12 protein-coding genes and 1 pseudogene are annotated in these 14,784 nt (G+C 46.0%); 12 read left to right on the forward strand and 1 reads right to left on the reverse strand.

The genetic code is table 11. The annotated features are described in order from the left end of the window. The first annotated feature begins 174 nt into the window (after positions 1-174). The 3 genes and pseudogenes from ACG3M1_RS07455 to ACG3M1_RS07465 all read left to right on the forward strand — a co-directional run bounded on the left by ACG3M1_RS07455 (position 175) and on the right by ACG3M1_RS07465 (position 4,251). Positions 175-2,322 (forward strand): Tex family protein, encoded by a 2,148-nt coding sequence (locus ACG3M1_RS07455; RefSeq protein WP_055201313.1) that lies wholly within the window; start codon positions 175-177, stop codon positions 2,320-2,322. Between the two features lie 157 nt (positions 2,323-2,479). Continuing rightward, positions 2,480-3,322 (forward strand): annotated as a pseudogene (locus ACG3M1_RS07460) (transketolase); the annotation flags it as partial. Further along, positions 3,322-4,251 carry a transketolase family protein gene (locus ACG3M1_RS07465; protein WP_002608226.1) on the forward strand — a complete coding sequence of 310 codons (930 nt, stop codon included), beginning with the start codon at positions 3,322-3,324 and terminating at the stop codon, positions 4,249-4,251. The pseudogene ACG3M1_RS07460 and the gene ACG3M1_RS07465, both read left to right, overlap by 1 nt. 427 nt (positions 4,252-4,678) lie before the next feature. On the opposite strand, the gene ACG3M1_RS07470 is transcribed toward ACG3M1_RS07465, so the two are convergent. Next, positions 4,679-5,686: a D-alanyl-D-alanine carboxypeptidase family protein gene (locus ACG3M1_RS07470; protein WP_008819179.1), complete on the reverse strand. Its 1,008-nt coding sequence runs from the start codon at positions 5,684-5,686 to the stop codon at positions 4,679-4,681. A gap of 150 nt (positions 5,687-5,836) precedes the next feature. Here ACG3M1_RS07470 and vanR point away from each other — a divergent pair, with 150 nt between their 5' ends. From vanR to ACG3M1_RS07515, 9 genes are all read left to right on the forward strand, one after another. Next, positions 5,837-6,526, forward strand: a complete 690-nt coding sequence (gene vanR / locus ACG3M1_RS07475) for a VanR-ABDEGLN family response regulator transcription factor (protein WP_002608228.1) — start codon at positions 5,837-5,839, stop codon at positions 6,524-6,526. Further along, positions 6,516-7,616, forward strand: a complete 1,101-nt coding sequence (locus ACG3M1_RS07480) for a sensor histidine kinase (RefSeq protein WP_008819177.1) — start codon at positions 6,516-6,518, stop codon at positions 7,614-7,616. Before vanR ends, ACG3M1_RS07480 begins: the two co-directional genes overlap by 11 nt. Next, positions 7,613-8,734 (forward strand): sensor histidine kinase, encoded by a 1,122-nt coding sequence (locus tag ACG3M1_RS07485; protein WP_022300549.1) that lies wholly within the window; start codon positions 7,613-7,615, stop codon positions 8,732-8,734. The genes ACG3M1_RS07480 and ACG3M1_RS07485 overlap by 4 nt, the downstream gene beginning before the upstream one ends. Before the next feature lie 28 nt (positions 8,735-8,762). Beyond that, positions 8,763-9,278, forward strand: coding sequence for a hypothetical protein (locus ACG3M1_RS07490; protein ID WP_009269491.1), 516 nt, complete (start codon positions 8,763-8,765; stop codon positions 9,276-9,278). A 104-nt stretch (positions 9,279-9,382) separates the two neighbouring features. Further along, complete coding sequence (locus tag ACG3M1_RS07495) at positions 9,383-9,652, forward strand: ACT domain-containing protein (protein WP_002608232.1); 270 nt, start codon at positions 9,383-9,385, stop codon at positions 9,650-9,652. A 12-nt stretch (positions 9,653-9,664) separates the two neighbouring features. Continuing rightward, positions 9,665-11,023: a PFL family protein gene (locus ACG3M1_RS07500; protein WP_008819174.1), complete on the forward strand. Its 1,359-nt coding sequence runs from the start codon at positions 9,665-9,667 to the stop codon at positions 11,021-11,023. Between the two features lie 480 nt (positions 11,024-11,503). After that, positions 11,504-12,424: a hypothetical protein gene (locus ACG3M1_RS07505; protein ID WP_217792923.1), complete on the forward strand. Its 921-nt coding sequence runs from the start codon at positions 11,504-11,506 to the stop codon at positions 12,422-12,424. Positions 12,425-13,047: 623 nt separating this feature from the next. Next, the gene (locus ACG3M1_RS07510; RefSeq protein WP_002608235.1) at positions 13,048-13,752 is read left to right on the forward strand and encodes an ABC transporter ATP-binding protein; all 705 of its coding nucleotides are present in this window, start codon (positions 13,048-13,050) and stop codon (positions 13,750-13,752) included. Between the two features lie 9 nt (positions 13,753-13,761). Beyond that, the gene (locus ACG3M1_RS07515) at positions 13,762-14,682 is read left to right on the forward strand and encodes a SufB/SufD family protein (protein ID WP_008819171.1); all 921 of its coding nucleotides are present in this window, start codon (positions 13,762-13,764) and stop codon (positions 14,680-14,682) included. Positions 14,683-14,784: the final 102 nt, after the last annotated feature.

Genomic DNA, 14,784 nt, shown 5'->3' on the forward strand with positions numbered 1-14,784 from the left:
TTGCTTCCTGAATGGTGAAGAAGGGCATCAGGCTTATATCCGGCTCGATCAGTCTTCGAAATAGAAGTCTTGTATTTCCGGGGAATCCTCTATATAATGAAGACGTTGAAAAAACGATTGCGTATTTATGAAGGATACTTGATAGAACGCAGTAGATGAAGGAAGGTACATATTATGGAACATATCATACAGCCGATGGCGGCTTCTTTGCATATCCAGCCGGAACAGATTAAAAACACACTGCAGCTGCTGGAGGAAGGAAACACCGTTCCGTTCATTGCCCGTTACCGTAAGGAAGTGACCAAGGGACTGGATGAAGAACAGATTCGTGTTATACAGGAGCAATATGAGTATCAGGTGAATCTGGAAAAGCGCAAGGAGGATGTCAAGCGTCTGATTGAGCAGCAGGGCAAGCTGACGGAAGAAATTATCGCATCAGTCAACGCCTGTGAAAAGCTGTCACAGGTTGAGGATATTTATCGTCCATACCAGCAGAAGCGGAAAACAAGAGCAAGTGATGCAGCTGCACGCGGCTTGAAGCCGTTTGCGGAATGGATGCTGAAGCTGCTGCGGGATGCGGATGTGCGTCAAGAAGCGAAGAGATATTTGAATGATAAGGTGTCCGATGTGGAGGCTGCCATACAGGGAGCAAAGGATATTATTGCGGAAATGGCAAGTGATGATCCGGCTGTGCGCCAGAAAATCCGCAGCAGTATGGAGCGCTATGGAAGGTTAACGACGAAGGAAAAGAAAAAGCATACCGATGAGAAAAAGGTTTATAAAATGTACTATGATTACAGCGAGCGTGTAACCACACTGGCCAGTCACCGTATCATGGCAATCGACCGTGGAGAAAAGGAAAAGGTGCTTGCCGTTTCCATCGAGTTTGATAAGGAGTATATCATTGACTGGACCAATCGACGGTTTACGAAAAAACGCCAGAGTCCGTGTGTGGAATATATCGAGGAGGCTGTGCAGGACGGCCTGAAGCGGCTTGCCTTTCCTGCGGTGGAGCGTGAAATCCGATCCCAGCTGAGTGAAAAGGCACACGAGCAGTCGATTGAGGTATTCTCATTAAATCTGGAACGTCTGCTGATGCAGCCGCCGATGAAAAATAAAATGGTGCTTGGCTTTGACCCGGCCTTTCGTACCGGCTGTAAGCTGGCTGTTGTCGATAAAAACGGTAATATGCTGGATGTCAGTGTGATTTATCCGACACCGCCAAATGCCAAAATCAAAGAGGCGAAGGAGAAGATGCTGCAGCTGTTAAAGAAGTATCCCATTGATATTATTGCTATCGGAAACGGAACTGCCAGCCGTGAAAGCGAAGCCTTTGTTGCCGCATTGATTCGTGAATATCATCTGTCGGCTGCCTATACCATCGTTTCCGAAGCAGGGGCATCCGTGTATTCCGCAAGCAAGCTGGCACGGGAGGAATTCCCTAATCTGCATGTGGAGCAGCGCTCTGCCATTTCCATTGCACGCAGGATCATTGATCCGCTATCCGAGCTGATCAAAATCGATCCGCAGTCGATCGGTGTCGGGCAGTATCAGCATGACCTTCCCACCGCCCGGTTAAAGGATCGACTTGATTTTGTTGTTTCCAAGGCGGTGAACCGGGTCGGTGTCAATGTGAATACCGCATCCCAGGAGCTGTTGAAAAACATATCCGGACTCAGCCAGGCTACAGCAAAATCCATTGTGGAATACCGCAGGGAGCACGGGGAGCTGAAAAACAGGAAGGAACTGAAGAAAATTCCGAAGATCGGTGCGAAATCGTATGAACAGGCGGCCGGCTTTTTGCGTATCGAGGATGGGGATGAGCTGCTGGATCGTACCAGTATTCATCCGGAAAGCTATGCCACAGCCAGAAAGGTGTTACAGCAGCTGGGTCTCAGTGAGCAGGATATGGGAAGTGAACAGGCACAGGAAGCGGTACAGCAGACGGATGCTGACGGGCTGATTCGTGATTGTGAGAGTGACCGCTATACGATTCAGGATATCCTGGAGGCAATTGCGACACCGTTAAGAGATTATCGTGAACGGTATGATGCGCCGCTGTTAAGAAGCGATGTGCTGGAGCTTGAGGATCTGCATATCGGTGATCAGCTGGAGGGAGTTGTCCGCAATGTGGTGGATTTTGGAGCCTTTGTGGATATCGGACTGCATGAGGACGGTCTTGTGCATATCTCCAAAATGAGCAGGCACCGTATTGCACATCCAAGCGATAAGGTATCGGTAGGAGATATCGTGAAGGTCTGGGTGTATAACATTGATGAAGAAAAGCAGAAGGTACAGCTGTCACTGCTGCCGATGCAATAGAAATAAATTCACGGTTCTGTTGATCCGATGGATAAGAGTATTCATGAAAGCAGCCGTTAAGAACATTTGTTCAAAAAAACGGCTGCTCTTTTACAATTTCACATAATATTCTATGTGCAATGCAGGGGTTTTATAGTATAATAAACGTGTTCAAAACAAGGAGGACTATAGAATGTACCAATTAGAAGATCTAAAGGGAAAAGCGAACAACATTCGCAAGAACATCGTTAAGACGGTTACAGAAGCAAAATCCGGTCATCCGGGTGGAAGTCTGTCTTCTGTAGAAATCGCAACGGCAATTTACTTTACACAGATGGATATCACCCCAGACAACGTGGCATCAACGAATAGGGATCGTTTTGTCCTGTCAAAGGGTCATGCTTCACCGCTGCTGTATTCCGTACTGGCAGAGAAAGGGCTGATCGAAGAGGAAGAGCTGTTAACGTTCCGTAAAATCAACTCCCGCCTGCAGGGACATCCAAGTATGCGCAAGCTGCCTGGTGTCGATATGTCCACCGGATCACTGGGACAGGGAATCTCCTGTGCAGTCGGTATGGCACTGGCGAACAAATACAACAAGGAAGACCACCGTATTTATACGATTTTAGGTGATGGGGAATGTCAGGAAGGGCAGGTATGGGAAGCTGCTATGGCGGCATCACACTACAAGCTGGATAACCTGCTGGCATTTGTTGACCACAACGGTCTTCAGATTGACGGTAATGTAACCGATGTTATGAATCCAACACCGATTGATGAAAAATTCAAGGCATTTGGATGGAATGTGATCGTTCTGGAAAACGGAAATGATCTGGAAAGCGTAATTGCAGCTTGTGAGGAAGCAAAGACGGTCAAGGGAAAACCAACGGTTGTTGTTGCTCGCACAGTTAAGGGTAAAGGCGTATCCTTCATGGAAAACAAAGCTGGCTGGCATGGAACTGCACCGAGTGCAGAACAGTGTGCGGAAGCAATTGCAGAACTTGAAGGAGGATGTAAATAATGGCAAAGATGGCTACTCGTGAAGCGTATGGAAAAGCGCTTGCTGAACTGGCAAAGGAAAATAAAAAGATTCTGGTACTGGATGCTGATTTATCCGGTTCCACAAAAACAGGCGAAGTGAAGAAGGTTGCACCTGAGCAGCATTTCAACTTCGGTATTGCAGAGGGTAATATGATGGCAGCGGCTGCCGGTATGGCAACAAGCGGAAACATCGTATTTGCAAGTACATTCGCAATGTTCGCTGCCGGACGTGCGTTTGAACAGGTGCGCAACTCCATCTGTTATCCGCACCTGAATGTAAAGGTGTGTGCAACACATGCCGGACTTACCGTAGGTGAGGATGGAGCAAGTCACCAGAGTGTTGAGGATGTTGCTTTGATGAGAAGCATTCCGGGTATGGTTGTTGTTTCACCGGCTGACGGAGTGGAAACAAAGGCGGCAATTCGTGCAGTGGCTGAATACGATGGTCCATGCTATGTACGTCTGGGTAGAATGGCAGTTGAGGATGTATATACAGAAGATACGCTGAACTTCCAGATTGGAAAAGGAAACGTGATCCGCAAAGGAAACAGCGTTGCGCTGATTGCGACCGGTATCATGGTGGAGGCTGCCATGAAGGCTGCGGATATCCTGAAGGAAAACGGTATGGATGTAACGGTTGTTGATATGCACACCATCAAACCGATTGACGAAGAGCTGATCGTTGAACTGACAAAGGATCACGATCTGTTTGTAACCTGTGAAGAGCACAGTGTTATCGGCGGTTTGGGTAGTGCTGTTGCCGAGGTACTCAGTCAGAAGGCACCGAAGAAGCTTGCCATGGTAGGAATCAAGGATACCTTTGGAGAAAGCGGAACACCGGCTGCACTGCTTGAGAAATACGGTCTCACTGCAAACGATATCGTTAAGGCAGTGGAAGACAATAAGTAAATTATAGGATAGAAAGCTGTAAGATTTGGTTATCGGATAAAATCTTGCAGCTTTTTTTGTTCCTGCGCCTTTTACAGTCATGGGAAAAATTAGGATATGATAGAGACGTGCTTATACAGGTCATTATCGAAAAGTCTGTAATTAACGGAAGAAACAGCAAGGGTGTTGGAAGCGATGCATAGAAGTATACTGAAAATATGCTATCTATAAGAGACATATCACATTAAACTGCTGATGAAAAAGGAAAGATAAATACATTGTGCGGGATTGCTTTGACTGATGCATGATAGGAAACTGTGTACATCTTCCTTATATTTTCTGTCTGTCATATCAGAAGGGTGGCAGAGGCTGCACTGTATGATGTTCTTAAGGTGTGTATATAAAGACGAATATAAAAAAAGCAGAACCTGTGTGTTCTGCCTCTTTCCTATTTGTTTTTTACATCTGCTATTGCAGTGTAAACAGCCTTTGCATCCAGGACATTGCCATATTCTGTAGCACTGCCGCCTTTCTCAACAAGGGTTTTCTCTATTTTCTCTGCCTTGGCGCTGATGACCATATACTGATGACCGTCCTTCATTCTGGCAACACTGATCAGACAATAGCCTGCCTCAGGTGTAAAGCCGCTTTTACCGCCAATGATTTCTCCGCCTGGAAACTTCAGATCCTTATCATAAAACAGAAGGGTGCTCCTCAGCTTCAGCCCATTTGGGTGCTGTTTGGTTGCAGGTATGGTATACCGCAGGGTTGTCATCACCTTGCGAAAGGCAGGATTTTTCCATGCGTGATCCATCATTTTTTTCATATCCTGCAGTGTTGTATAGTGCTGTTTATCATGCAGTCCTGTCGTATTTGTGAAATGCGTATGCAGCATTCCCATACCGTTGGCCTTTTCATTCATATCCTTCACAAATTTGGAAATACTGCCATTCAAGTGATTAGCCAAAGCGTTTGCACCATCTGCACCGGAGGGAAGAATGAGTGCGTATAAAAGATCCTCCAGTGTTACCTGTTCTCCTGCTTCCAGACCTGCGACACTTGCATTTGCTTCCGCAAGCCCTTCAATATCCTGTTCTGTAATCGTTATTTTTTTATGCAGATTCTCCATGTTATCCAGGGCGACGATTGCGGTGAGCACCTTTGTCAGGGATGCGGGAAACAGCCTTTCATCACTGTTTTTTTCATAGAGTACCTGCTGATCCTGTAAGTCGATCACCATGGCATAGCGGCTGTTCAGGGTCATACTCTTTAGCCTTTTCTTTATGTTCTGCTGATTTGCATCAAGACCTTGCCCTGTGACGGGGGTTGATGCTTCCTCCTGCTTCATGAAATCAGGATAATACTCTTTGATTTGTATGTACATAGCGACATCCAGAAACAGCAGAAGCAGAGCTGCTGCCGCCACGAGCCACCATCTTTTTCTTATATTTCGCATTGCTGTCAACTCCTCCAATATCATAACACAGATAGTAAAATAGTCTATGGCAAATATGGGAAAATTGCCTCTTAATTTTTTCTTACATTGCAAACTTGTCGCGACGAATGTGGCGGGATTTGTTATAATAGAAACATGGAGGGATTTTTCATGCAGACAAAAATACTGGTATTAGATGATGAAAAGGAAATTGCAGACCTCGTTGCGCTGTATCTGAACAATGAAGGCTATGAAGTACATAAATTTTATGACAGCAAGGATGCGCTGGAATATATGAAAAATAACCGCGTTGATCTGGCACTGCTGGATGTGATGATGCCGGAAATCAGCGGCTTTGAAATATGCAGAATCATACGGGAAAAATATATGTTTCCGGTCATCATGCTGACTGCCAAGGTGGAGGATGTGGATAAGATACAGGGACTTTCTCTGGGAGCGGATGACTATATCACAAAGCCGTTTAATCCGCTGGAGCTGGTGGCCCGTGTCAAGGCACAGCTGCGCCGCTATAAAAAATATAACCCGTCACAGGAAAATGTGAATGTGATTGACTTTAAGGGGCTGATCATCGACAATGATTCCCATCGATGCACCCTGTATGACGAAGTGCTTAATCTGACACCGATTGAATTTTCAATCCTGTGGTATCTGTGCAAAAACCGCGGGCGTGTGATCACCAGTGAAGAGCTGTTTGAGGCTGTGTGGAAGGAAAAATACTTTGACAGCAACAATACGGTAATGGTGCATATCCGCCGTCTGCGTGAAAAAATGCATGAGCCGCCGAGAAATCCGAAATTCATCAAAACGGTGTGGGGCGTAGGATACCAGATTGAAGAATAGCACCTATCGCAGATTGCGCAAGCATCTGGCGTATCTGTATCTCTTTATGACAGCGCTGGTTATGGGAATCATCGGCATTCTTATTTTTCTGCTGGATCATTACGCACAGGTTTTCAGTAATCAGGGAACACTCAGGGATTCAGATTTTCTGCTGTTTTATCTGAAGCATGAGCTGGAGTTCAATCTGTTTCTGCTGGCAGCAGGCACAGCGCTTCTGCTGTATCTGTTTGTACTGCTCTTCTTTCAAAATCTGGATGTCCTGCTTGATACAGTGCAGGGTAAGCCGGTGGACCGACTGCCGTTCAGCTACCGTTATCTGCCGGAAATGGATATGGCCAGAGGACGGATTCAGGATATGCTGGAGAAAAAGCAGCATACCCGTCAGCTGTCGGTTCAGGAGAAGGAGCATAAAAACGAGCTGCTGATGTATCTCGCACATGACCTGAAAACACCGCTTACATCAATGATTGGCTATATTAACCATATTCTTGATCACAAGGTGGATCAGGAGCAGCTGGATACCTCGATTCGCATCACCTATGAAAAGGCACAGCGTCTGGATGATCTGATAGATGAATTTTCAGAAATTCTGCGGTATGACGATAAGGTGTCACAGCTGGAGGTCACCAGAATTGATCTGAATACCATGCTGCAGCAGCAGCTGGCAGGCTTTTATCCGCTTATGGAGGAAAAGGGAATCCGGCTGCAGCTGCATCTGGCGGATCATATGGAAATCAGCGGAGACTTCGATAAACTGCAGCGTGTCTTTGATAATCTTATGCGAAATGCCATCAACTACAGTATTCCCCAGACGGAAATCCGGATCGCCGGTATGCTGTATGAGGATGGTGTCTGCCTGACCTACAGCAATGAAGGAGAAGCCATGGATGCCGCTTCCGTGCAGCATCTGTTCGACAAATTTTATCGGGCGGGAAGTGCACGGACATCGACCAGCGGAGGTGCCGGGCTGGGACTGGCGATTGCCAGAGAAATCATTGAGCTGCATCAGGGGGAAATCAAAGCCGACATGGAAGGTACGACGATTACCTTTACCCTGCGGCTTCCGTATGAACAGAAGGTGATACTGTGAAACACGCCAATTTAAAAGCCCTGCGTCGCCGTCTGTTTATCAAATATGCATGCATTATCATTGGTATCACGCTGGGGACGATAACACTGATTTATCTCTTTGATGATGTGCTGAACGGTGTTGTCATCGACTTTATCCGGCTGTTTATGGAAACCGGAGATCCCTTTGCGATGTTTCGCAAAATTTATATGATTGTGCTGCCGCTGCTTATTGTGGCCGCCATTATTCTTATGATTTATTTCCTCTGTCGTGATCTTGTCAATTATATGCGGATATTGATGCGGGGCATGGAGGATGTTATGCGCAAGGATCGCTCCCGTTTTGATTTTCCAAAGGAAATGAAGGAAGCGGAACAGCTGATAATGGCGCTGTCTGATGATTATCAGAATTATCTGAAGGCTGCTGCACAGGATGAGGAAAAGAAAAAGGATTTGATTTATCTTCTGGCGCAGGATATCAAAATGCCGTTGTCCAATATTTTAATGTATTTGGAATTTCTGCATAAGGAAACCCGTATTTCCCCGGAAATTCAGAAGGACTTTGTCATACAGGTACTGCATAAGTCGCTGGACTTGGAGGATATGATCAATGAGTTTTTCGATATCACCCGGTTCAATCTGCAATATGCGAAATGGAATCCGGAGCATATGTATCTGGATCGCATGATGGAACAGGTGGTGGATGAGTACTATATGCTGATGGAAGCAAAGCAGATGGAGGTCTCCATAGAAAGCGGCAGCGGCCTTGCATTGTTTGCGGATAATGAAAAGATAGCACGCGTCATGCGGGATCTTCTGCGCAATTTAGTTGAGCTGGGACGGGTGAAAGCGACGATTCATATCCGGATGCAGGAGTTTGACGAGCACTATGAGGTGCTAATGGAGGTGGAATCCAGACATCTCTCAGCATATCAGATTGCCCACATCTTTCACAATTATTACCGGCTGGAGGATGTGCATGGCGAGGGCAACCTGCATGTTCTGGGGCTGGGGATTGCCAGACAGATCATGGATATGCAGAAGGGGACACTGCGGGCAAGCTCGATAGACAAGCTGTTAAGCTTTACAGTTCAGATTCCAAAGGCTTTTGTACCGGGACATAAGGAATCCGTGGTATAATACGATAGAAAGAAAAACAGGTGATGAAATGAATATAGAAATAGGAGAAGTATTTCCTTCCGCAATTGAAGAGGAAGGAACCGTTATGGATTTCGTTGATGATGAATTTGTATTTGTTATCAAGGATGAGGTCTGGATGGATGAGGAATGTCAGGCAATGAAGCACAATCCGCTGACACTGGATTTTGTGTATAAATATGATATCGCCGTCTTCCTGCTGACACTGGAGGATGCTGTTGATACCAGCGACTTCATATTTAATGTACATGACAACGAATATCCGGAACATCTGTATCGCAGCTTTGAAAACGGCGACGGCTATGGTATGACGCTGTATCTGATTAACAGTATGAATACGGTATGCGCAAAGCGCCGCGTCCGTCTGTCACAGGGTATGTCCAATACGATTTCCCAATATCTTGCAAAACAGAAGCAGGCTCCCTTTATGGAAGAGGAATTCCTGTGCAATCTGCAGGGGCTGCAGTCTGCCTGGGAACCGTTCGAAATGCAGAAGATGGCATTGGGAAGCGAAACCTTCAAATAAGCAATGTAAGAAAATGAAAGTGATATGTAATTTTTATCATTTTGTATTGTGATTTTTTCACAATTACAGTATAATGGAAAATAAGCTTAAGAAGGAGGAATTGTATGAGAGCAGTTGTGAGTGTAATCGGAAAGGATATGGTGGGAATCCTCGCCAAAGTCAGCGCAGAGTGTGAGAATGCAAATATGAATGTGATCGAGGTGTCCCAGACGCTGCTTCAGGATATGTTCGCAATGATCATGCTGATCGATATTACAAAGGGAAATACGACACTGGCCGATTTTGCGGCTCATATGGAGAATGTGGGAAAACAGAGTGGTTTGACCATTCATGTCATGCACGAGGACATATTCAACTCCATGCATAAGATATAGGATGGTGAACGTATGATAAACGTACATGATATACTGGAAACCATAAAGATGATTGATGAGGAATATCTCGATGTTCGTACAATCACGATGGGAATTTCTCTATTGGACTGCTGTGACAGTGATATAGATAAGTCCTGTGAGAAGATTTACAATAAGATTACACGTCTGGCAAAGAATCTTGTCAAGACGGGAGAGGATATTGAACGGGAATACGGTATTCCTATCATCAACAAGCGGATTTCCGTTACACCGATCGCCATGCTTGTGGCTGTCAGCGGCGGTGATCCTGTAAAGTATGCACATACCCTTGAGCGCTGTGCACAGGCGGTGGGCGTTAATTTTATCGGCGGTTACTCCGCACTTGTCCAAAAGGGCTGTGCGGCAGGTGATCGCGAGCTGATGGAATCCATTCCAAGAGCATTGGCGGAAACAGAGCATGTATGTGCGTCCGTCAATGTCGGTTCTACCAAGGCCGGTATCAATATGAATGCGGTGGAGCTGATGGGACGCATGGTGAAGGAGGCTGCCGAGCTGACGAAGGATCGTAACTGCATCGGTGCTGCCAAGCTGGTCGTCTTCTGCAATGCGCCGGAGGATAATCCGTTTATGGCGGGTGCATTCCACGGTGTCGGAGAAGCTGACTGCGTCATCAATGTCGGTGTCAGCGGTCCGGGTGTTGTCCGTGCCGCATTGGCAAAGGCGGATAAGTCACTGCCAATGAATGAGCTTGCGGATATTATTAAGAAAACAGCCTTCAAGGTTACCCGTATGGGACAGCTGGTGGGAACGCTGGCAAGTGAACGTCTGGGTGTTCCGTTTGGTATCGTGGATCTGTCACTGGCACCTACTCCTGCCATCGGGGATTCCGTTGCCTATATTTTAGAGGAAATGGGTCTGGAAAGCTGTGGTGCCTATGGAACGACTGCCTGTCTGGCAATGCTGAACGATGCAGTGAAAAAGGGCGGTGTCATGGCCAGCAGTACGGTCGGCGGACTTTCCGGTGCCTTTATACCGGTGAGTGAGGATGCCGGAATGATTGCGGCAACCAGAGCGGGTACCCTGTGTCTGGAAAAGCTGGAGGCTATGACAGCAGTATGCTCGGTTGGTCTGGACATGGTTGTCATTCCGGGTGAAACAACGCCGGAGGTTATTTCCGGTATCATTGCGGATGAGGCTGCCATCGGTATGGTCAATTCCAAAACGACTGCGGTTCGCGCCATTCCTGCAATCGGCAAGAAGGTTGGGGAAGAGCTGGAATTTGGCGGCTTGCTGGGAAGCGGTCCTGTGATGAACATCAATCAGACAGACTGTTCGGTTATGATACATAGAAAGGGAAGAATTCCTGCACCGATTCAGGCCTTGAAAAACTAACCACAGGTGAAAAATCATATCAGAGGAACTATATTATATAAAAGTTTTCAACGGCTATCATAAAGTGATTCAGGACATAGAGCGGCATGTATTCTATGTCCTTTTTCCCGTTGTGAATGGAAATGACCTTTTCTTACGATATGCTGTTTTGCTGCGGCAGGCGCAGCGTTACCGGATAGAAGCATGCTGTGCCCTTTCTTCTCCTGCCTGCATTCAGCCATGAAGTATCGTCACTCCTTTATCACCAAGCTTATTGAATGGAGTAAAGCAATACCGGGGATAGTCAAATAACTCACAACGGTACATGGTCTGTTGTTTCCCTCTTCACATGGCACCCCTGACAATAATCTGTGGTGAACTACATTTGTCGCATGCTTATCGGATTCAAAAACTATGCAGACGGCTATTCAGGAAGATGCTTCTCTTGTCTGCCGTCGTTTGCTGTGCTATGATAAAAATAAGAGATGGGAGAGCAAGCATATGAAAAAAGATATCGTTGAGCTGCGGCATCAGCTTCAGAAAATTGAATCGGATAAGCTGTATCTGGAGGAATGCATCGAGCGTCTTCATGAGGTGAAGAGTGCTTTACGGCAGGCCGAGAAACAGCTGAAAAAGGAAACCCGTGATGTGGAAAAGCTGAATACCGCATCCGTTGCCTCCATCCTTGCATTTTTTGCAAAGGATAAGGAGGAGCGCCTGGTGAAGGAAGAACAGGAGGCGCTGCAGGCTGCACTTCATGTGCGGCAGCTTCAGGAAAATGTTAAGGCACTGCGGCAGGATATGGATGCCTGTGAGCTGAATATCGTACAGGAGGAGCTGGTTCGAAAGCAGCTTGCGGAATGTGAGCTGGCGGAAGCGATACAGCATTCTCCCTACGGAGAAGCGCTGCGTGAGCAGAAGCAGCTTGTAGATGCGCATACACAGCGGTTAAAGGAAATTCAGGAAGCGCTAGAGGCCGGCTATCTTGTGCTGGATCAGCTGAAAAATGCGCTTCGTAGCCTGGACAGTGCATCCTCCTGGGGCTTTATGGATATCGCAGGCGGCGGGATTCTCTCTACTGCTATGAAGCATTCCGCAGTTGACAAGGCACAGAAAAAAATCGCACTGCTGAAAATCAATTTGTATAAGTTTCAGAAGGAGGTTCAGGATGTTCAGGGATTTCAGATAAATACCGTGAAGCTTTCCGATGGAACGGTTGCAATGGATTATCTTTTTGATAATATTTTTACGAATATGTTCGTGCAGTCCAAAATCCGGGAATCAGAAAAATCGCTGCAGCAGGCGAAACGTAGAATTGATCAAATTATGGATTCGTTATTGCAGGAGCGCCAGCACACACAGCAACAGCTGGAAAGGGAACAGGCAGCCTATGAGCGCATGTGCAGGGAGTCTGTAGATTAGAAACAGCAGCTGCTTCTGGCGCTCGTTCTTCTGCTGTGCATTGCATGAGAAAAACAATGGTTGGCTATTGGCTGTCCCCGAACATGGGAAAAAGCGGAAGACAAAGAAAGCCTGACTTATCGGGTTGGTTCTTATTTGATTGTGGGTGAATTAAAATAAAGGAGATTCGATACTATTGCAAGTTATCTGTCGTATTTGAATGCCTCCTTTTGAAAGCACCCCGAATAAGAAAGATTCTGTTTGGCTCTTCTTTTTTACGTTGCTTATGTGTGTATCCTGAAGCAAGGAAGAACCCGGCTTTTCATCTGTGGCTTCCTGTCTGCTTCCGGATTTCAAATGTGTCCTTTCTGTTTTCTGAAGACCACAAGCAATACTGCTGTGCATACGTTTTGGCTACTATTCATCGCGTTAGCATAGAAAAATGCATTACCTGCAAAAGCATAGAAGAGCATCAGAATATGGCTATTAGCGCTATGTATCTCTTGTATTTTGCAAATACGCTCAGAATTTGGAGGAAAATAGGAATACGATCTGCTCTATTTTCCTGTTTTCTTTTTTAAATCATTATATATTTTACAGTATTTGTGATAAAATAGAAAAAGCATTGGAAAAGGAGAGATAACATGCTGGAATTGCGCAATGTATCCTTTGAGGTAGATGGAAAAAAGATTTTAAACAACATCAGTCTGACGATGGAAGACAATAGATTTACCGTAATTACAGGTCCCAACGGCGGTGGGAAATCAACACTGGCAAAGTTGATTATGGGGATTGAAAAACCAACAGAGGGAGAGATTTTGTTTGACGGGGAGGACATTACGGCAATGTCTATCGACGAACGGGCAAAACGAAAGATCGGTTATGCCTTTCAGCAGCCCCCCAGATTTAAGGGAATGAGTGTGCGTAAGCTTTTGTCCCTGGCACACGGTAAGGATTTGGATGAGGAAATCTGCTGCAGCTATCTGACGGATGTCGGACTGTGCTCCAAAGATTATCTGAACAGAGATGTGGATGCTTCTCTATCCGGAGGCGAGGTAAAGCGGATTGAAATTGCGAGTATTCTCGCGCGCGACTTAAAGCTTTCCATATTCGATGAACCCGAGGCGGGCATCGATCTGTGGAGCTTTGCGAAGCTGGTGGAAACCTTCCAGAAGCTGCAAAGGGAATCCAGACAGTCCATTATCCTGATATCCCATCAGGAGCGGATCATGCAGCTGGCGGATGAAATCATTATTATCGAAAACGGGGCAATCAAAACAAAAGGGAAGAGGGATGATATTCTTCCGTCACTTATGAGTGAATTTGATTCCTGTGAATTTAAAAAGTAGGTGAAGCAGATGGAACAGATGGAAAAAAATCTGCTGAAGACAGTAGCGGATATCAGCGGCTTTATGCCGGGCAGTGCCTTCAGCTTAAGAAAAAACGGAGCAGGTGTGGAACGTCACTCTACAGAGCATGTAAAAATTCTGGCAAAAACAGACAAGCCGGGTATCGATATCATCGTGGATGCCAATACGGTGGGGGAAAGTATACATATTCCGGTTATTCTGACAGACAGCGGCATTCAGGATATGGTATATAACGATTTCTATATCGGAGAGGGTGCGGATGTGGAGATTGTAGCCGGATGCGGTATTCACAATGACGGCTGTGACACTTCACAGCATGACGGAATTCATACCTTTCATATCGGAAGAAATGCCAGCATTACCTATACGGAAAAGCATTATGGAGAAGGCAGCGGCAGCGGAGGCAGAATACTGAATCCGACAACCGTCATTCATATGGAGGAAGGCTCCTTTGCCAAAATGGATATGAGCCAGATTAAAGGGGTTGACTCCACCTTTCGTAAAACGGAGGCAAATTTAGGTGCATCTGCCAAGCTGGTGATCAATGAAAAGCTGATGACGCATGGAGAGCAGAAGGCACATTCGGATGTGACGGTGAATCTGAATGGAGAGGACAGCGTTGTTCAGATTGTTTCCCGATCTGTGGGAAAAGATACTTCCGTGCAGGTGTTTCATCCGATCGCAGTGGGAAATAATCGTTCCCGTGCACATATTCAGTGTGATTCCATCATTATGGGAAAAGCAAAAATCAGTTCAATACCGGAAATTGCTGCGAATCATGTGGATGCGGAAATCATCCATGAGGCAGCTATCGGGAAAATCAACAATGATCAGCTGATCAAGCTGCAGACATTCGGGTTAAACAGCGAGGAAGCGGAAAAGGTCATTGTGGACGGATTCTTAAAGTGATTAAAAAAATGGTATTTACAACAAGGAGATGTTTTCTTCCCAGAGGCAGTACAGGGAGAAGGACCTCCTTTTTTGCTGTTCTGAAAGAAATCTGAAATATAT

The organism is Clostridium sp. 10cd* (assembly GCF_044336395.1).
Lineage (GTDB): Bacteria > Bacillota_I > Bacilli_A > Erysipelotrichales > Erysipelotrichaceae > Clostridium_AQ > Clostridium_AQ innocuum.

What these genes read in the sequence shown, in the direction of transcription:
- ACG3M1_RS07455 (WP_055201313.1), top strand. Translation starts at nt 175, where the DNA reads ATGGAACATATCATACAGCCGATGGCGGCTTCTTTGCATATCCAGCCG.
- ACG3M1_RS07465 (WP_002608226.1), top strand. Translation starts at nt 3,322, where the DNA reads ATGGCAAAGATGGCTACTCGTGAAGCGTATGGAAAAGCGCTTGCTGAA.
- ACG3M1_RS07470 (WP_008819179.1), bottom strand. Translation starts at nt 5,686, where the DNA reads ATGCGAAATATAAGAAAAAGATGGTGGCTCGTGGCGGCAGCAGCTCTG.
- vanR (WP_002608228.1), top strand. Translation starts at nt 5,837, where the DNA reads ATGCAGACAAAAATACTGGTATTAGATGATGAAAAGGAAATTGCAGAC.
- ACG3M1_RS07490 (WP_009269491.1), top strand. Translation starts at nt 8,763, where the DNA reads ATGAATATAGAAATAGGAGAAGTATTTCCTTCCGCAATTGAAGAGGAA.
- ACG3M1_RS07495 (WP_002608232.1), top strand. Translation starts at nt 9,383, where the DNA reads ATGAGAGCAGTTGTGAGTGTAATCGGAAAGGATATGGTGGGAATCCTC.
- ACG3M1_RS07500 (WP_008819174.1), top strand. Translation starts at nt 9,665, where the DNA reads ATGATAAACGTACATGATATACTGGAAACCATAAAGATGATTGATGAG.
- ACG3M1_RS07505 (WP_217792923.1), top strand. Translation starts at nt 11,504, where the DNA reads ATGAAAAAAGATATCGTTGAGCTGCGGCATCAGCTTCAGAAAATTGAA.
- ACG3M1_RS07510 (WP_002608235.1), top strand. Translation starts at nt 13,048, where the DNA reads ATGCTGGAATTGCGCAATGTATCCTTTGAGGTAGATGGAAAAAAGATT.
- ACG3M1_RS07515 (WP_008819171.1), top strand. Translation starts at nt 13,762, where the DNA reads ATGGAACAGATGGAAAAAAATCTGCTGAAGACAGTAGCGGATATCAGC.